Genomic DNA, 18,198 nt, shown 5'->3' with positions numbered 1-18,198 from the left:
ACATGAGTCATGAAGTAAACGTAGTGGTCTGGAGCAAACAGGGCTGCTCCTATTGCGATGAAGTGAAAGGATATTTGCGGGAAAAAGCCGTTGCATACGAAACAATTGATGTGACAGAGCGGGACGAATTGCGTGACGTGCTGCAGACGAAGTACGGCATCCGTCATGTTCCCGTCGTTGAAATCGGCAGCGGTGACAGCCGTGTGTATCAGGCCGTTACTCAAGTCGGCATTGAACATGTAGAACGGGCGCTTGCTGATTACGAGGGGAAAAAGGGGGGGAGAAAATGAGCCGGACGGATCTTATTCAATTCGGAGCCATGATTCACGGTGTCGGCGGCACAACGGACGGCTGGCGTCATCCCGACGCCGATCCGACAGCAAGCACGAATGCGGCGTTTTACAGGCAAAAAGCGCAGACTGCTGAAAGAGGGCTGTTCAGCTTTGCTTTTATTGCGGACGGCTTGTTCATTTCTGAAAAGTCCATCCCGCATTTCTTAAATCGGTTTGAGCCGATCACTATCTTATCGGCGCTTGCCGCCTCTACAACCCATCTTGGTTTAATCGGCACATTTTCCACATCGTTCACTGAGCCGTTCACCATCGCAAGACAGCTGATGTCTCTTGACCATATCAGCGGCGGCCGGGCGGGCTGGAATCTCGTCACCTCTCCGCAGGCGGGAGCCGCGCGCAATCACAGCAAAGAAAGCCTTCCCGACCACAGCCGGCGCTATGCCATCGCCCAGGAACATGTGGACGTGGTGCGCGGTCTGTGGAATTCCTGGGAAGAAGATGCCTTCGTCCGCAACAAAGAAACCGGGCAGTTTTTTGACCCTGACAAACTGCATCGCCTGTATCACAAAGGCGAGTATTTTCAAGTGGAGGGCCCGCTGAATATCGGCCGGTCCAAACAGGGAGAGCCGGTCGTATTCCAAGCAGGGTCTTCAGAAACCGGCCGGTCGTTTGCCGCGAGGAATGCAGATGCAGTCTTTACGCACTCCAATTCACTTGAGGAAACGAAAGCTTTTTATGATGATGTGAAGAAGCGGGCGGCGGATTACGGCCGGGACGCTTCCAAGCTGCGGATCTTTCCGGGAATCAGCCCGGTTATAGCCGGTTCACAAGAAGAAGCGGAAGCGAAATACCAAGAATTCGCCGAGCTGATTCCGATAGAGAACGCCGTTAAGTATGTGGCCAGATTTTTTGACGATTATGATCTGAGCCAGTTTCCATTGGATGAGCCGTTTCCTGATTTGGGCGACGTCGGGAAAAACGCGTTTCAAAGCACGACAGACCGTATCAAAAGGGAGGCGAAAGCCCGGAATCTTACGCTGCGTCAAGTGGCGCGCGAAGCCGCGTTTCCGCGAACCAACTTTATCGGGACACCGGAACGTGTGGCGTCATTAATTGAAACATGGTTTCAGCGGGAAGCGGCGGACGGGTTTATCATTCACTCTGACATCCCGGGCATGCTTGAAGCCTTTGTGGATCAAGTCATACCGATCCTCCAGGAAAAGGGGCTGTACCGAAAAAGCTATCCGGCCGATACACTGCGGGGGAATCTCGGGTTGGATATTCCGGTCTGTAAATCAAATCCGATGTTGAGCAGAAACTAAATGTTTCTGCTTTTTCTGCTGCTTGCCATTCCCGTCATTACAGCCTTTTCAAAAAAATACACTGATTTCAAGATATTATTGTTGCTAAATGATTTTTTTGTAACTATAATTATTACAGAACTGATCAGTATAAAAAAACATTCATATTTCATAATAAATGTGTGTGTAATCTGAAAACGAAAGGGCTGTTTACAATGGCAAAAGTACTTTATATCACTGCTCATCCTCATGATGAAAAGACATCTTACAGCATGGCGACAGGAAAAGCGTTTATCGATTCTTATAAAGAATCAAACCCGAATGATGAGGTTGTACATATCGACCTTTACAAAGAGAACATTCCTCATATCGACGCGGATGTATTCAGCGGCTGGGGAAAACTTCAATCCGGCACAGGTTTTGAAGAGCTTTCTGAGAACGAAAAAGCGAAAGTCGGCCGTCTGAACGAGCTGAGCGATCAATTCGCGGCAGCTGACAAATACGTATTCGTCACACCGCTTTGGAACTTCTCATTCCCGCCTGTTATGAAAGCGTACCTTGATTCTGTGGCTGTAGCCGGAAAATCATTCAAATATACAGAGCAAGGCCCGATCGGTCTGTTGACAGACAAAAAAGCGCTCCATATTCAGGCGCGCGGAGGCTATTACTCTGAAGGACCGGCGGCTGATATGGAAATGGGCCACCGTTACATCGGCATCATGATGAACTTCTTCGGCGTTCCTTCTTTTGACGGATTAATCGTTGAAGGCCATAATGCTGAACCGAATAAAGCACAGCAAATTAAAGAAGATGCGATTGCCCGCGCGAAAGAAGCCGGAAAATCATTCTGATCTTAAAAAAACCTCCCCGCCGTACGGCTGGGAGGTTTTTCATATTAAAGGGCAATCGTCCGTTTTTGTTTGCTGCTTTTCATCGCCGCTTCAATGACACGGATGACATCGATGCCTTCTTTTGCCGTAACGGGAAGCGGTTTTCCGTTTAAGATGCTGTCTGCCAGCAGTTTGTAGTACGTAAGGTAAGAGCCGTTCTCAGAGGGGATTGTTTCTGTATGCCGTTTTTCATCCGCTGCGATTGTCAGCTCTCCGAAGTTGTCAGGATCATCGGCGCCCCAGCTGTCGTCAATCGGCTTTTTGCCCGCTGAAAGCGCATCTTCCTGTCCATCCATTCCGTATTTGATAAAGCTTGCATTCCGACCGTGAATCTGATAGCGCGGGCCGCTTGCCGCATTCATGGAGCCGGATTGAAGAATGACCTGAAGTTTGCCGTAATGGAGCGCGGCCAGAAAATTATCAACGGTTTCACTGTTGTCCCGCTGTTTCATCACATGTGCGGTGACGGATTCCGGCATTCCGAAAAGCAGAAGTGTCTGGTCAATAATATGTGAACCGAGATCATACAGCGTTCCCGTGGCGGGTCCGTTCTTTTCGCGCCATTTTTCCTGTACAACCGGGTTGTATAGATCGTAGCTGACTTGATATGTATGAATGTCTTGAAGCGCCCCGTCCCGAATCAGCTTTTGTATCGTTAAAAAGTCATTGTCCCAGCGCCGGTTGTGGTACACGCTCAGTAAGACGCCTTTATTTTCAGCCGTTCTTCTCAGTTCCTCCGCTTCTGCTGAAGTCGCCGTCATCGGTTTTTCCACGACGGTGTGTTTTCCCGCCAGGAGACATTTCATCGCTGATTCATAATGCATTCCGCTCGGTGTCGTGACGATGACGAGATCAATGTCAGGATCACCGGTAATGTCTTCAATCGCGCGCACGGCTTCAGCCCCCGGCAGATCACGTTTGACCTCCTCCGTTCTGGACGTCATGACTTTTTTGATCTGATAATCATCAAGGACGTCCAAAAGCGGCGCATGAAAGACTTTACCCGACAAACCATACCCCAATATGCCGACTTGTATCGTTTTCAATGAATTTCCCCCTCTTGATATGTGATAACATTATATACCCCGCGGGTGTACTGGTAAAACTTGTGTGTTGAAAATTTTTTACACTGGATTTTCAAGTCTGTATAATGAAGATAACGAAGAAAAAAACCGAGGTGGAAAATGGACAAACATACCGAGCATCAATCGTTAAATCATAAAAGCGCCAAAGAAAAAGACCAGATCCTGAACCGGCTGAAACGGATTGAAGGCCAAGTCAGGGGCATTCAGAATATGGTGGATAACGAACGATACTGCGTGGATATTCTCGTGCAGATTTCAGCCGTACAGGCGGCCATGCAGAAAGTCGCGTTTCATCTGCTGGAAGATCACGCCCATCACTGCGTAGCCGGCGCCATTGAGAGCGGAAACGGGGAGCAGGCGATTGCCGAGCTGCTTGCTGTTGTGAAAAAAATCGCAAAATCGTAAAATAAAATGTTTTGAAATACCCTACAGGGGTATGGTAACATGAAGAAGAAAAAACAAGACGTGGAGGGAATCATCATGGAACAAAAAACACTGCAAGTCGAAGGCATGTCCTGTCAGCACTGCGTCAAAGCAGTAGAGACCGGAGTAGGAGAACTGAACGGAGTGACGGCGGTTCAGGTGAAATTGGAAGCCGGACAGGTGGATGTGACGTTTGATGAGAACAAAGTCTCCGTATCAGATATAAAAGACGCGATTGAAGATCAAGGTTATGACGTCGTATAGGATTTATCGCGCTGCGGAAACGGGCGCGGTTTTCTTTTATCATACTTATACCCCCATGGGGTTTATGAAGAGAGATGAGGACATTGAGTGAACCGAAAGAAATGACCATTCAAGTGGGGGGCATGACATGCGCCGCCTGCGCTTCTAGAATTGAAAAAGGACTGAAACGGATGGACGGCGTCAATGACGCTTCCGTCAATCTTGCGCTTGAGACCTCAAATATTTCCTATCAGCCTGACAAAATCGAAGCTGGCGCCATAAAGGATAAAATTGAAAAACTCGGCTACCATGTTGTGACGGAAAAAGCCGAGTTTCAGATTGAAGGCATGACGTGCGCCGCTTGCGCCAATCGGATTGAAAAGCGCCTGAACAAAACAGAGGGCGTTGTGGGCGCGCCGGTGAATTTCGCCCTTGAAACGGTCACCGTTGAATACAATCCGAAAGAGGTGACACCGAAAGAGCTGAAAGAGACCGTGGCAAAACTCGGCTACAGATTAGACGAGAAGCAAGCGGTTGATGGAGGCGGCGGATTATCCCAAAAGGAGAAAGAGCAGCGAAAACAGCTGATCAGGCTGATATTTTCTGCCGTTCTCTCATTTCCGCTTCTATGGTCGATGGTCAGCCATTTTTCTTTTACTTCTTTTATCTGGATGCCGGATATCCTGATGAATCCGTGGCTGCAATTCGCGCTTGCCACCCCGGTGCAGCTCGTCATCGGCTGGCCTTTTTATATGGGAGCGTATAAGGCGCTGAGAAACAAAAGCGCCAATATGGATGTTCTCGTTGCGCTCGGAACGACGGCCGCTTACGCATACAGCCTGTACATGACGATTGCGTCTCTCGGACGAGACGGACATGTAGAGGGGCTTTATTATGAAACGAGCGCCATTTTGCTGACTTTGATTTTGCTTGGAAAGCTTTTAGAGATGAAAGCGAAAGGCCGCTCATCAGAAGCGATTAAAAAGTTAATGAAGCTTCAGGCGAAGACGGCGGCGGTTGAGCGGGAAGGGAAGGTACAGGTGATTCCGATTGACGAGGTCCGGACGGGGGATATCGTATATGTGAAACCGGGAGAACGTGTTCCTGTCGATGGCGAAGTGATTGAAGGCCATTCCGCAATTGATGAATCGATGATTACGGGGGAGAGCATGCCTGTCGATAAGTCTCCCGGAAGCACCGTCACCGGGGCGACGATCAATGCAAACGGCTTTCTCAAAATCAGAGCGGTGAATGTCGGGAAAGATACCGCGCTTGCACACATTATTAAAATCGTGGAAGAAGCCCAAGGATCAAAAGCCCCCATTCAGCGGCTCGCAGATCACATTTCAGGCATTTTCGTCCCGATTGTGCTGGGGCTGGCCGTGCTGAATTTTCTCATTTGGTATGTATGGGCGGCGCCGGGACAGTTTTCTGAAGCGATCGGCAAATTCATCGCCGTGCTTGTCATTGCCTGTCCGTGCGCACTCGGGCTTGCCACTCCGACGAGCATTATGGCGGGCTCCGGCCGCGCAGCTGAATTCGGCATTCTTTTTAAAGGCGGAGAGCATTTAGAAAAAACACAGCGTCTGACGACAATCGTACTGGATAAAACAGGAACGGTGACAAACGGCAGACCGGTTCTGACAGATGCCGTACCGGCAGCGGGAATGAACGAAGAGGAACTCCTGCGGCTGGCGGCGGCCGCCGAAACGGGATCAGAGCACCCGCTTGGAGAAGCCATCGTGTCAGGAGCCGAAAAACGGGGGATTGCCATCCCGAAAATCACCCGGTTCCAAGCCCGGATCGGTTCCGGAATATACGCCGAGGCTGACGGCAGAACGATTCTAGCCGGATCAAGACGGCTGATGGAATCGGAACACATCGAACATGAGGCGCTGCTTCCTCACATGGCCCGCTTGGAGGCGGAAGGAAAAACGGTGATGCTTATTGCGGCAGACGGCAAAGCGGCGGGGCTTATCGCAGTCGCCGATACAATCAAAGACACATCTCCGGCCGCGGTGAAACGCCTGAATGATATGGGGCTTGACGTCATCATGATGACCGGTGACAACAAAAAGACCGCGGAAGCCATTGCAAAAGCCGCGGGCATCGGCAGCGTGATCGCCGAAGTGCTTCCCGAACAAAAGGCGGCGGAAATTTCCCGGCTGCAAAAAGAAGGCCGGCGCGTGGCGATGGTCGGTGACGGCATCAATGATGCTCCGGCGCTGGCTGTGGCCGATATCGGAATGGCCATCGGCACCGGCACAGATATCGCAATGGAAGCGGCCGATATTACGCTGATCCGCGGTGACCTGAACGGCATTGCCGACGCCATCGGCATGAGCAGGCTGACCATGAGAAACATCAAGCAGAATTTAGGCTGGGCATTGGGATACAACAGCATCGGCATTCCGATTGCGGCGGCCGGCTTTCTGGCCCCGTGGGTGGCAGGCGCTGCCATGGCGTTCAGCTCAGTATCGGTCGTCCTTAATGCTTTGCGTTTACAGAAGGTAAAAAAAGACAAAATGGGCTGAGGCCTGTTTTGTCTTTTTTATTGACACTTTATTCAAAGCCTGCATATAATAGAAAACACATATATGAGTATATGTTCATATATATAAATTCGTTTAGCTGTATTGATGTTATGGGAATCCTATTACGGAAAGTAGGGTGAGTCGAAAATGAAAGCAGCCAAAGGTGAATTTGTATTAGACGGACTTGATTGCAGCAACTGTGCAAAAAAAATAGAAAACGGCGTAAAAGCCATTGACGGCATAGACGGCTGTGCTGTCAATTTTGCGGCAAGCACCATCACGGTCTCAGCCGGCGGCAAAAACGAGCAATGGATGAAAGATGAGGTTGCGAAAAAAGTAAAGTCCATTGATCCTCATGTGACCGTTCGTTCGAAGCACGAAGACAAACCCGGCGAGGATGAATACCGCAAAAAGCTGCAGCTGATGTTAGTGAGGCTGGCGGCGGGCGCCGTTTTGGCCGTCATCGCTTACTTCGCGCGCACGGGCGCCGTCCTTGAGTTTCTGCTCTTTTTTGCTTCGTATTTGATTATCGGCGGCGATATCGTAGCCAGAGCGGGAAAAAACATTGTCCGCGGCCAGGTATTTGATGAGCATTTTCTGATGGCGCTTGCCACGATCGGCGCATTTATGATTCATCAGTATCCGGAAGGCGTCGCGGTCATGCTGTTCTACCAAATCGGTGAACTGTTTCAGGGAGCGGCCGTCAGCCGATCCAGAAAATCGATCAGCGCGTTATTGGACATCCGTCCTGAGTACGCCAATGTGAAAACGGAAAACGGCATGACTGCCGTTCCGCCGCAGGACGTCAAAGTCGGACAGGTCATCGTCGTGAATCCCGGAGAACGGATTCCGCTGGACGGAAAGGTGCTGAGCGGTTCTTCGATGGTTGATACATCCGCTTTAACGGGCGAATCCGTGCCGAGAAAAGCGGAGCCGGGGCAAGATGTGATGGCCGGATTTATGAATCAGAACGGCGTGCTTCATATTGAAACCTCTAAAGGATATGAAGACTCTGCCGTGTCAAAAATATTGGATCTGGTCGAAAATGCGGCCGGACGCAAAGCGAAAACGGAAAACTTTATTACGAAGTTTGCCAAGTATTATACACCGGCCGTTGTCATTGTTGCGGTGCTTCTCGCCTTTTTACCGCCGCTTCTCGTGCCTTCAGCCGCGCTATCCGACTGGGTGTACCGCGCGCTGATTTTCCTTGTGATTTCTTGTCCGTGCGCACTCGTCGTCTCCATTCCGCTCGGGTTTTTCGGCGGTATCGGAGCTGCGTCTAAAGCAGGGGTGCTCGTGAAAGGAAGCAACTATTTAGAAGCGCTCAATCAGGTGGCATACGCCGTGTTTGATAAAACGGGAACCTTAACGAAAGGGAATTTCGCCGTTACTGATATCAAACCGGCGGCAGGGTTTACAAAAGACAGCCTGCTTCATGCGGCCGCGCTTGCGGAAGCCCATTCCAATCATCCGATTGCTTCTTCCATCCGTGAAGCTTACAATCAACCGCTCTCGGCTGAGGAGATTGAAGAATATGAAGAAATACCCGGACACGGCATTCGGGTGAAAACCGGCGGATCAACGATTTTAGCCGGAAATCAAAAACTGATGGCAAAAGAACAAATCGCTTCCGGCACAGCTGAAAACAACGGAACCGTCGTCTATGTCGCCGTTGATCAGCAGTATGCGGGGGCGATCGTGATCGCCGATGAAATCAAAGAGGACGCCAAACAGGCCATTGCCAATTTAAAAGCGCTCGGCGTGAAGCGGACAGTGATGCTGACGGGTGATTCAAAGCAGACCGGAGAAGCTGTCGGCCGAGAGCTCGGTATTGATGACGTGTACACAGAGCTTTTGCCGGGTGACAAGGTAGACCGCGTCGAAGAACTTGAAGCGGCGCTTTTACCGAATGAAAAACTGATGTTTGTCGGCGATGGGATTAATGATACGCCTGTGCTTGCCAGAGCTGACATCGGAGCTGCCATGGGGGCTCTCGGCTCTGATGCCGCCGTCGAAGCGGCCGATGTCGTCCTGATGACAGACCAGCCGTCAAAAGCAGCCGAAGCCATCCGGATTGCACGCCGAACACGCCGGATCGTCTGGCAGAACATCGGATTTGCTTTAGGCGTAAAAATCATTTTTCTCCTGCTTGGCGCATTCGGATTCGCCACCATGTGGGAAGCGGTCTTTTCAGATGTAGGCGTCACGCTGATCGCCGTTGCCAACGCGATGCGCGTCATGAGAGTGAAAGCGGAATAATTGTCAAAGATAATTCGTTTTTCAGGGTTTTCTTAAACAAGGTTGTCTTGGTAAAATAGAGAAGCGGGCCATCCGGCATCCGCTTCTTTTTTATTTTAAAAACAATGAGGTGTCTGAGTGAAAAAGAAACAATCGTCTGCGAAATTTGCGGTGATTCTGACGTTAATCGTTGTCGTTTTATTTGCGGCCATCGTAATTATTAACAACCAAACGGAAAAAGCGGGCGAAACAGTCGCCGAACAGCCTTCCATTAAAGGACAGCCCGTGCTCGGCAAAGACAGCGCCCCTGTTACGGTAGTTGAATTCGGAGATTACAAGTGTCCGTCATGCAAAGTATTTAACAGCGATATCTTTCCGAAAATCAAAAAAGATTTTATCGATAAAGGCGACGTGAAATTTTCATTTGTGAACGTCATGTACCACGGAAGCGGCTCGCGTCTGGCGGCTCTTGCTTCAGAAGAAGTGTGGAAAGAAGACCCGGCATCATTCTGGGCATTCCATGAAAAGCTGTTTGAACAGCAGCCGTCAAGCGAACAGGAATGGGTCACGCCTGCATTGCTTGAAAAAACGGTCAAAAGCACCGCGAAAAAGGTTGATCCTGACAAGCTGAAGGAAAACCTTGATAAAGAGACATTTGCAAAAGAGCTGAAAGCTGACACTGACCTGAATGATAAATTAAACATTACGGCGACACCGACGATTTACGTAAATGACAAAGTGATTAATGACTTCTCTAAATATGATGAGATTTCAAAAACGATTAAGAAAGAGCTGAAAAATGAAAAATAGAATCGTATTTTTATATGCTTCTTGGGTGATAGCTCTTGCTGCCATGCTCGGCAGCCTATATTTCAGCGAGATCAGAAAATTCATACCGTGCGAGCTGTGCTGGTATCAAAGAATTCTCATGTACCCGCTTGTTCTGATTTTAGGAATCGCCACCTTCCAGGGTGACACGCGCGTGAAAAAATACGTGCTGCCGATGGCCGTCATCGGCGCGTTTATATCGATCATGCATTACCTTGAGCAGAAGGTGCCCGGTTTCAGCGGCATCAAGCCGTGTGTCTACGGCGTGCCTTGCTCATCTGAATATATTAACTGGTTCGGTTTCATTACCATTCCTTTCCTGGCATTGACGGCATTTATTCTCATTATTATCTGCATGTGTTTTGTCAAAACGGAACGCGCGGCAAAATAAAGAGCCTGCTCCTTGGGAGCGGCTCTTTTTCTATTATTTGTACCAAGCTTTGTTTGTTGCAATCTGTCTGTTATGGGAGCTGTCCCAAATATCCACGGAATAGGCATAATCATAATTCATGACGCAGCGAATGCCGCTGCCTTGGGCGTCATGCTGAAGTCCGAAGTTATGGGAAAACTCGTGCTGTGCCGCTTTCGCCGTGTTGGCCGTTCCTTGATCAAGGTTCACGCTGAAAGCCGGGCCGCTCGGTTTGCCGTTATATACATACGCGATACCGCCGGCGTCAAAACTTGATTTTGCGGTAAAACCGACGACAAAATGATAATTTTGATTTCTGAAGCTGCCTTGGAGATTCGATAAAATCTGAGAACTGTTTGAGCCGGAGGAATTCCAAGCCTGCACGGCCTGTACGACGAAATCAATGTTGTGATCACGGTTAAAAGCAACATCCGCCTGCTCCACGATCTGGACGATTCGCGTTTGCCAGTCGCTGTATTTGGCGCGGTATTCAGCGTCCGCCACCGCCAGCACTCTGACCTTCTGGCTGCCCGTGCTGGCTTTAGTTGAGGCTTTATCCTGACTGACATTGGCATTGAATCGTTTCGTGCCGACCTGCTTGCCGTTTTCATCCAGAATTTTTGTGTCAACCGTCTGTTCGACTTGGACCGGGCCCTTCAGATCTTTAAAATGATCGGCTTTCGGAAGCGGGTCCGTATACACCGTTTTCGCCGGCTCCGCATGAGTGTGCGAATGCGTATGGCTTTCGGCTGACGGCAGGCCGGGAATTAATCCGGCGGCCAATAAAACAGGAAAAACAAGTGAACTGATTTTCATCTCATAACCCCCTTTTTGTTAGAGAAAGTATTCAATGAAACTTCCAATAAACCTTCCATTAAAGTATAAAATAGGAAAATGTTCTTGTTCCCAGCCGTTGAGGGTGAGGTTGTCCCGGATTAGGAATCAGAATCTTTCAAAAATAAGGTTGATTTTAAGAGAAAGCGATTATAAAATCTAATGGTCGTCAGAAAATTTAACAAATAAAAAGGAGCATATGGAATGGCCTGGGAGCTGCTTAGTGTAATCGGCATCATTGCGTTTGCGGTCAGCGGAGCGATTGTTGCGATGGAAGAGGAGTATGATATTTTAGGCGTGTATATCTTGGGGATTGTAACGGCGTTCGGCGGAGGAGCGATCCGAAATCTGCTGATCGGTGTTCCGGTCTCCGCCTTGTGGGAGCAAGGCGCGTTTTTTCAAATCGCTCTCGCATCAGTTACGATTGTCTTTTTGTTTCCGAAGCTGCTGTTAAGGCATTGGAGTAAATGGGGCAACCTATCCGATGCCATCGGGCTTTCGGCGTTTGCCATCCAAGGTGCTTTATATGCCGTGAAAATGGGCCATCCGCTCAGTGCGGTGATTGCGGCAGCGGTCCTGACCGGCAGCGGGGGCGGCATCATACGGGATCTGCTCGCGGGCAGAAAGCCGCTTGTGCTCAAGGCGGAAATTTATGCAGTCTGGGCCGCGCTCGGAGGGTTAATCGTGGGCCTCGGCTGGGCCGGGGATGCCGCCGGTTTGTATGTGCTGTTTCTTGTGCTTGTGGCATGCCGCATCTGCAGTTATGTGTTCAGGTGGCGCCTGCCGAATCGTTCCTATCATATAGATCAGTAAAAAAACCGATTTCACAAACGAATTCGGTTTTTTTGCATAACGGCTTCTGATAAAAAAAGACGCCCGATATGATAAGAAAAAGGGTATTTGACCATAATGCTGAATAATATGTTGCATATATGTTTGTATGATGAAAGCCGGATTTGTCAGCTTGATGTCGGAGGTGCCGCTGATGGCAAAACGTGATAAAGAGTGGAAAGAAGAGCAGGAAAGAATCAATTTTGTCATGAAGGAACTGGAACAGAAACAAACTCATCTTGAAGCCTCATCGGGCGGATTGAAGCAGGATATTGTCGGGCTGAGAAAAACGTTTTGGGATGATGTCACCGTGAATATGGATGACGCCCATGAAGCGGCTGAGACATTTTCAAGCATTAAACAGCAGGCAGAAATGCTTTCAGAACGTGAACGGACGCATCTGCTTCAATACCGGCAGCTTCAAAAAATCCAAAAGCTGAAAACCTCTCCTTACTTCGGCCGTGTCGATTTTACGGAAAAAGGGGAGTCTTCTTCCGAGCGGATTTATATCGGGCTGACTTCTTTGATGGATGAAAACAACGAGCAATTTCTCATTTATGATTGGCGCGCGCCCATCTCATCTCTTTACTATCAATATTCCCCGGGAAAAGCCCGCTATGAAGTTCCCGAAGAAACGATAGAAGGAGACATCACACTGAAGCGGCAGTTCATCATTAAAAACGGTACGCTTAAAGCGATGTTTAACACGGATATGACGATTGGTGACGAAATGCTGCAAGAGGTGCTGAGCGGCCATTCCGGACAGCATATGAAAAACATCGTGTCAACCATCCAAAAAGAACAGAACGAAATCATCCGGGATGAAAAAAGCAAATATCTCATCGTTCAGGGAGCCGCCGGAAGCGGGAAAACATCCGCGGCGCTTCAGCGGGCCGCTTACTTGCTGTACCGCGGGCGCGGGGTGCTTGATGCCCGTCAGATTGTATTGTTTTCCCCGAACATTTTGTTCAACAGTTATGTTTCCGCCGTATTGCCGGAATTGGGAGAAGAGAATATGGAGCAGGCTACCTTTCAGGAATATATCATCCGCCGGCTCGGACGAAAGTTTGATTGTGAAAGCCCGTACGAGCAGCTTGAATATTGCCTGACTGAACAAAATCAGGACGCACTTTCCGTAAGGCTCGCAGCCGTTGCTTACAAAGCGTCATCAGCTTTCCAGGCCATGATTGACCGCTATGCCTGCTCGCTTTCCGGCTCGGGTCTGATGTGTAAACAGATCAGCTTCCGGGGAGACATCCTGATTTCAAAAGAACGGATTGAAGACTATTTTTATTCGCTTGATCAGCAGCTGCCGATTCCGAACAGAGCGGAGCTGACAGCGGAATGGCTTCTCGCGGAAATCAGCGCTCTCGAAAAAAAGGAGCGTAAGAAGGAATGGGTCTTGCAGGAGAGCGAGCTGCTTGATAAGGAAGACTATGCTGAGGTTTATCAAACACTCAAGAAGCAGGCGGCAGATGATGAACCTGCATTTGACGACCATCAGCGCGAACAGCGGCTGCTTGGCGCCATTATTGTCGGCAAAGCCTTTAAACCGATTAAGCAGGCCGTCAGACGGCTCGGCTTTCTCGATATAAAACGGATGTATCTCCGGCTGTTTTCAGACTGGGGAGCTGATGAAAAGCCCGATCATTGGCAGAGCATCGGCGCTTTGACCAGAAACGCATTTGCAGAACGGTCACTTCCGTATGAAGATGCCGCTCCGTATCTGTATTTGCAGGATCTGTTAGAAGGAAAAAGAAAAAACACACAAATGAAGCACGTCTTCATTGATGAAGCGCAGGATTATTCCCCATTTCAGCTCACGTATATTCAAAGCATCTTCCCAGCGGCAAAGATGACGGTGCTCGGTGATGTCAGCCAGTCGATTTATGCCCACACCATTACGGGCCCTTCTTCCCTCGCCGGCTGCTTTCGCAATGGTGCAGAAAAGTATGTCAGCCTGAAGCGGACTTACAGATCGACGCGGCAGATTGTTGAATTTACGAAAGCGCTGCTGGCTGACGGCGATGACATTGAGCCTTTTAACCGGAACGGGGAAAAACCGCGTGTTTTGCGGACGGATACAGAAAATGCGCGGCAGGAACAATTGGCGGATACAATCCGGGAGCTCAGACAAAAAGGCTGGGAGACGGTCGCCGTCATCTGCAAAACGGCCGCGGAAGCCAAAAAAGTGTTTCAGACAGTCAGCGCCGAGAGCGGTGTCCGCTTGATCAATAAAGAAAACCAGCCTTTTCAAAAAGGGGTATGCGTCATTCCCGTTTATTTGGCAAAAGGCATTGAGTTTGACGCCGTCATTGCTGCTGACGCCTCTGCTGTCCAGTACAAAAGCGAACATGACCGTAAGCTGTTATATACGGCCTGTACACGGGCGATGCATGATCTGACCGTATTGTCTCCGGGAGAACCCTCTCCTTTTATTAAAGAAGTGCCCGCCGGCTTATTCGTGTAAGCCCTTTGCCAAGTGCAAAGGGCTTTTTATCATTAGTAATCTTAATCATTGTCATCATGATTATATATTTTACTTACATACAAACTTTCGGTAAAGTTTCAATTAGAATATTATTTTGACAATTCCTATAGAAATAACGTACGTTACGTTTAATTCCTTGTGAGGTGGATATCGTTGCAACTTCAGGTCATGAACAGTCCGTTTAATCAGGAGCAGGCAGAGCTCCTTAACCGCCTTCTGCCGACCTTGACAGAATCACAGAAAATCTGGCTGAGCGGTTATTTGGCTGCGGCCCGGTCCGAATCCGGTGAAACAACCGCACCCGCTGCTCCGGCTCCTGCAGAAAGCCCGGCAGTCTCGAAAGAAGTGACCGTATTATACGGATCGCAAACGGGAAATGCGGAAGGTCTTGCGAAACAGACGGTAAAGACGCTTGAGGAACGGGGATTCCAGGTCACCGTCGCGTCAATGAACGATTTTAAGCCGAATAATCTGAAAAAAGTAAACAATTTACTGATCGTGGTGAGCACGCACGGAGAAGGCGATCCGCCGGATAACGCGCTGGCCTTTCATGAATTTCTTCACGGCAGACGCGCGCCGAAGCTTGAAGCGCTCCGTTACTCCGTTTTGGCGCTCGGGGACAGCTCGTATGAATTTTTCTGCCAGACCGGCAAAGAGTTTGACGAGCGTCTTCAAGAGCTCGGCGGCACCCAGCTTGCGCCGCGGGTTGATTGCGATCTTGATTATGATGAGCCGTTTTCTGAATGGCTTGACGCGGTCATCGGCGGTTTGAACGAAGGAGCGGGAAATCAAACAGCCGAAGCGCCTGCCGAGACGCCGGCTCTCGGTGAATCCGTTTATTCCAGAACGAACCCGTTTCGGGCGGAGGTTCTTGAGAACATCAATCTGAACGGACGCGGTTCGAATAAAGAAACACGCCATCTCGAGCTTTCGCTTGAAGGGTCGGGCCTCGCGTATCAGCCCGGAGACAGCCTCGGCATCTATCCGGAAAATGATCCGGCGCTCGTGGATGAGCTGATCAATGAGCTGAAATGGGACCCAAAACAGGAAGTGGCGGTGAATAAACAAGGAGAGCGCCTCCCGCTGAAAGATGCGCTTACTTCTCATTTTGAAATAACCGTCTTAACAAAACCGTTCCTGCAAAAGGCCGCACAGTTTACGGCTGACCAAAAGCTGAGTGAACTTCTGGCCGAAGGAAACGAAGAGCAGCTGAAAGCGTACATCAACGGCCGTGATCTGCTTGATCTCGTCCGGGATTTCGGGCCGTGGGAAGCGACAGCGGAAGACTTTCTTTCCATCCTGCGTAAAATGCCGGCCCGGCTCTATTCGATCGCAAGCAGTTTAGAAGCGAATCCGGAAGAGGTGCATCTGACAATCGGAGCGGTCAGATATGACGCGCACGGCAGAGAACGAAAAGGCGTCTGCAGCATTCTGTGTGCGGAAAGACTCCAGCCGGGAGATACGCTTCCGATTTACATTCAGCACAACCAAAACTTCAAGCTGCCGGACAATCCGGATACACCGGTCATTATGGTCGGGCCGGGGACAGGCATCGCGCCGTTCCGTTCCTTTATGCAGGAGCGTGAAGAAACCGGAGCTGAAGGGAAAACATGGCTGTTTTTCGGGGATCAGCACTTTGTCACTGATTTTCTGTACCAGACGGAATGGCAAAAATGGCTGCAAAACGGTGTTCTCACAAAAATGGACGTCGCTTTTTCCCGGGATTCGGAGGAAAAAGTATATGTGCAGCACCGCATGAAAGAACAAAGCAAAGAGCTTTATGAATGGCTGCAGCAGGGAGCCGCCGTATACATCTGCGGTGATGAACAGCATATGGCGCATGACGTGCACCAGGCGCTTCTCGATATCATTCAGGAAGAAGGCGGCATGAGCAGTGAAAAAGCGGAAAGCTTCCTGGCAGACATGCAGCAGAAAAAACGCTATCAGCGTGACGTATATTGATTTTGGTTTGAAAGGAGCATATTCAGCATGGTGAACAACATTTTAAAAGCGCCGGAAGGCCCTCCAAGTGATGTTGAGGAAATTAAAGAAAAAAGTGATTATTTGCGCGGCACATTGAAAGAAGTCATGCTCGACCGGATTTCAGCCGGCATCCCGGACGATGACAACCGGCTGATGAAGCATCACGGAAGCTACTTGCAGGATGACCGCGATCTCCGTAATGAACGTCAAAAACAAAAGCTTGAACCGGCTTATCAGTTCATGCTGCGCGTTCGGATGCCAGGCGGCGTGTCAACTCCGGAACAATGGCTTGTCATGGATGAACTGGCGCAAAAATACGGAAACAATACATTGAAGCTGACAACGCGTGAAACGTTCCAAATGCACGGAATTTTAAAATGGAACATGAAAAAAACGATTCAGAAAATCAATGCGGCGCTGCTTGATACCATTGCGGCCTGCGGAGATGTCAACCGAAACGTCATGTGCGCTTCAAATCCGCACCAGTCTGAAATTCATGCGGAAGTATACGAATGGTCGAAGAAATTGAGCGATGACCTTCTTCCGCGCACGAGAGCCTATCATGAAATCTGGCTTGATGAGGAACGTGTAGCGGGCACTCCTGACACGGAAACGGAACCGATGTACGGGCCGCTGTACCTGCCGCGGAAATTCAAAATCGGAATCGCCGTGCCTCCGTCCAATGATATCGATGTCTTTTCTCAAGATCTCGGCTTCATTGCCATCGTGGAGGAAGGCCGTCTTATCGGATTCAACGTTGCAATCGGCGGCGGTATGGGAATGACGCACGGCGATACGGCCACTTATCCGCAGCTTTCAAAAGTCATCGGCTTCTGCAAACCGGAGCAGCTGTATGATGTAGCGGAAAAAACCATTACGATTCAGCGCGATTACGGAAACCGTTCCGTCAGAAAGAATGCCAGATTCAAGTACACCGTTGACCGTCTCGGGCTGGAAAACGTAAAAGCCGAGCTGGAAAACCGCCTCGGCTGGCAGCTGGATGAAGCGAAACCTTATCATTTTGACCATAACGGCGACCGTTACGGATGGGTGAAGGGTGTAAAAGGTAAATGGCACTTTACGATGTTTATCGAAGGCGGCCGCGTCACGGACTATGAGAATTATAAGCTGATGACGGGATTACGTGAAATCGCCAAAGTCCATACGGGAGATTTCCGTCTCACCTCTAATCAAAACCTGATTATCGGCAATGTCTCGAGCCAGAAAAAGAAACAAATCAGCGCATTAATCGAACAATACGGTCTGACAGACGGCCGGCAGCATTCCGCCCTCCGCCGCAGTTCAATGGCTTGCGTCGCGCTTCCGACATGCGGGCTCGCCATGGCCGAAGCCGAGCGCTATCTGCCGAAATTGATTGATAAGATTGAAGACATTGTTGACGAAAACGGGCTGCGGGATGAAGAAATCACCATCCGTATGACCGGATGCCCGAATGGCTGCGCCCGCCATGCGCTCGGCGAAATCGGATTTATCGGAAAGGCACCCGGAAAATATAATATGTATTTAGGAGCGGCGTTTGACGGCAGCCGTTTGAGCAAAATGTACCGGGAAAATATCGGTGAAGAGGAAATTCTGAATGAGCTTCGCACCATTCTCCCGCGCTACGCGAAAGAGCGTGAGGAAGGCGAACACTTCGGCGATTTCGTCATCCGCGCCGGCATCATTAAAGCGACGACAGACGGCACGAATTTTCACGAATAAGATGAGCACTTAAAACCAAGGATAGAGACACACTGACGGTGCGTTCTCTATCCTTTACTAAGCAGCATAAACGCTGCACCGCGTCATGAAACA

At 49.7% G+C, this 18,198-nt stretch carries 15 protein-coding genes; 13 read left to right on the top strand and 2 right to left on the bottom strand.

The genetic code is table 11. The annotated features are described in order from the left end of the window. Positions 1-2: 2 nt before the first annotated feature. The 3 genes from AC3WTF_RS07720 (at position 3) to AC3WTF_RS07710 (ending at position 2,445) form a co-directional block, all read left to right on the top strand. Positions 3-290, top strand: a complete 288-nt coding sequence (locus AC3WTF_RS07720; RefSeq protein ID WP_098081754.1) for a glutaredoxin family protein — start codon at positions 3-5, stop codon at positions 288-290. Then, on the top strand, positions 287-1,615 hold the full coding sequence (locus tag AC3WTF_RS07715) for an LLM class flavin-dependent oxidoreductase (RefSeq protein WP_277507282.1): 1,329 nt from the start codon (positions 287-289) through the stop codon (positions 1,613-1,615). Before AC3WTF_RS07720 ends, AC3WTF_RS07715 begins: the two co-directional genes overlap by 4 nt. 194 nt (positions 1,616-1,809) lie before the next feature. Continuing rightward, positions 1,810-2,445 (top strand): FMN-dependent NADH-azoreductase, encoded by a 636-nt coding sequence (locus AC3WTF_RS07710; protein WP_012118449.1) that lies wholly within the window; start codon positions 1,810-1,812, stop codon positions 2,443-2,445. Between the two features lie 44 nt (positions 2,446-2,489). Here AC3WTF_RS07710 and AC3WTF_RS07705 read toward each other — a convergent pair whose 3' ends face one another. Then, on the bottom strand, positions 2,490-3,530 hold the full coding sequence (locus AC3WTF_RS07705; protein ID WP_492314228.1) for an oxidoreductase: 1,041 nt from the start codon (positions 3,528-3,530) through the stop codon (positions 2,490-2,492). 138 nt (positions 3,531-3,668) lie between these two features. On the opposite strand from AC3WTF_RS07705, the gene csoR reads away from it, so the two are divergent. From csoR to AC3WTF_RS07675, 6 genes are all read left to right on the top strand, one after another. Next, positions 3,669-3,974, top strand: coding sequence for a copper-sensing transcriptional repressor CsoR (gene csoR, locus AC3WTF_RS07700; RefSeq protein ID WP_106079958.1), 306 nt, complete (start codon positions 3,669-3,671; stop codon positions 3,972-3,974). Positions 3,975-4,049: 75 nt separating this feature from the next. Beyond that, a complete protein-coding gene (copZ, locus tag AC3WTF_RS07695; protein WP_015240581.1) occupies positions 4,050-4,256 on the top strand; it encodes a copper chaperone CopZ in 207 nt (68 codons plus the stop codon). An 83-nt stretch (positions 4,257-4,339) separates the two neighbouring features. Then, the gene (locus AC3WTF_RS07690; protein ID WP_492314227.1) at positions 4,340-6,769 is read left to right on the top strand and encodes a heavy metal translocating P-type ATPase; all 2,430 of its coding nucleotides are present in this window, start codon (positions 4,340-4,342) and stop codon (positions 6,767-6,769) included. A 147-nt stretch (positions 6,770-6,916) separates the two neighbouring features. Next, the gene (locus tag AC3WTF_RS07685; RefSeq protein WP_492314226.1) at positions 6,917-9,028 is read left to right on the top strand and encodes a heavy metal translocating P-type ATPase; all 2,112 of its coding nucleotides are present in this window, start codon (positions 6,917-6,919) and stop codon (positions 9,026-9,028) included. A 117-nt stretch (positions 9,029-9,145) separates the two neighbouring features. Beyond that, positions 9,146-9,817, top strand: a complete 672-nt coding sequence (gene bdbD / locus AC3WTF_RS07680) for a disulfide bond formation protein BdbD (RefSeq protein WP_012118444.1) — start codon at positions 9,146-9,148, stop codon at positions 9,815-9,817. Continuing rightward, positions 9,807-10,226, top strand: coding sequence for a disulfide oxidoreductase (locus tag AC3WTF_RS07675; protein ID WP_012118443.1), 420 nt, complete (start codon positions 9,807-9,809; stop codon positions 10,224-10,226). Before bdbD ends, AC3WTF_RS07675 begins: the two co-directional genes overlap by 11 nt. 33 nt (positions 10,227-10,259) lie before the next feature. Here AC3WTF_RS07675 and AC3WTF_RS07670 read toward each other — a convergent pair whose 3' ends face one another. After that, a complete protein-coding gene (locus AC3WTF_RS07670; protein WP_007410016.1) occupies positions 10,260-11,060 on the bottom strand; it encodes a zinc-dependent metalloprotease in 801 nt (266 codons plus the stop codon). Positions 11,061-11,282: 222 nt separating this feature from the next. On the opposite strand from AC3WTF_RS07670, the gene AC3WTF_RS07665 reads away from it, so the two are divergent. The 4 genes from AC3WTF_RS07665 to cysI all read left to right on the top strand — a co-directional run bounded on the left by AC3WTF_RS07665 (position 11,283) and on the right by cysI (position 18,105). Continuing rightward, a complete protein-coding gene (locus AC3WTF_RS07665) occupies positions 11,283-11,891 on the top strand; it encodes a trimeric intracellular cation channel family protein (RefSeq protein WP_007410017.1) in 609 nt (202 codons plus the stop codon). A gap of 172 nt (positions 11,892-12,063) precedes the next feature. Next, complete coding sequence (helD, locus tag AC3WTF_RS07660) at positions 12,064-14,379, top strand: RNA polymerase recycling motor HelD (protein ID WP_492314225.1); 2,316 nt, start codon at positions 12,064-12,066, stop codon at positions 14,377-14,379. Positions 14,380-14,553: 174 nt separating this feature from the next. Beyond that, the gene (locus AC3WTF_RS07655) at positions 14,554-16,362 is read left to right on the top strand and encodes an assimilatory sulfite reductase (NADPH) flavoprotein subunit (protein WP_326245765.1); all 1,809 of its coding nucleotides are present in this window, start codon (positions 14,554-14,556) and stop codon (positions 16,360-16,362) included. 27 nt (positions 16,363-16,389) lie between these two features. Next, positions 16,390-18,105, top strand: a complete 1,716-nt coding sequence (cysI, locus tag AC3WTF_RS07650; protein ID WP_003151735.1) for an assimilatory sulfite reductase (NADPH) hemoprotein subunit — start codon at positions 16,390-16,392, stop codon at positions 18,103-18,105. The last annotated feature ends 93 nt before the right edge of the window (positions 18,106-18,198 follow it).

The sequence above is a fragment of the Bacillus sp. EB106-06-01-XG163 genome (assembly GCF_058791615.1).
This window is presented reverse-complemented; position numbering and strand designations above follow the sequence as displayed.

Coding starts and splice junctions, on each gene's coding strand:
- AC3WTF_RS07720 (WP_098081754.1), top strand. CDS start 3: ATGAGTCATGAAGTAAACGTAGTGGTCTGGAGCAAACAGGGCTGCTCC.
- AC3WTF_RS07715 (WP_277507282.1), top strand. CDS start 287: ATGAGCCGGACGGATCTTATTCAATTCGGAGCCATGATTCACGGTGTC.
- AC3WTF_RS07710 (WP_012118449.1), top strand. CDS start 1,810: ATGGCAAAAGTACTTTATATCACTGCTCATCCTCATGATGAAAAGACA.
- csoR (WP_106079958.1), top strand. CDS start 3,669: ATGGACAAACATACCGAGCATCAATCGTTAAATCATAAAAGCGCCAAA.
- copZ (WP_015240581.1), top strand. CDS start 4,050: ATGGAACAAAAAACACTGCAAGTCGAAGGCATGTCCTGTCAGCACTGC.
- AC3WTF_RS07685 (WP_492314226.1), top strand. CDS start 6,917: ATGAAAGCAGCCAAAGGTGAATTTGTATTAGACGGACTTGATTGCAGC.
- AC3WTF_RS07675 (WP_012118443.1), top strand. CDS start 9,807: ATGAAAAATAGAATCGTATTTTTATATGCTTCTTGGGTGATAGCTCTT.
- AC3WTF_RS07670 (WP_007410016.1), bottom strand. CDS start 11,060: ATGAAAATCAGTTCACTTGTTTTTCCTGTTTTATTGGCCGCCGGATTA.
- AC3WTF_RS07665 (WP_007410017.1), top strand. CDS start 11,283: ATGGCCTGGGAGCTGCTTAGTGTAATCGGCATCATTGCGTTTGCGGTC.
- helD (WP_492314225.1), top strand. CDS start 12,064: ATGGCAAAACGTGATAAAGAGTGGAAAGAAGAGCAGGAAAGAATCAAT.
- cysI (WP_003151735.1), top strand. CDS start 16,390: ATGGTGAACAACATTTTAAAAGCGCCGGAAGGCCCTCCAAGTGATGTT.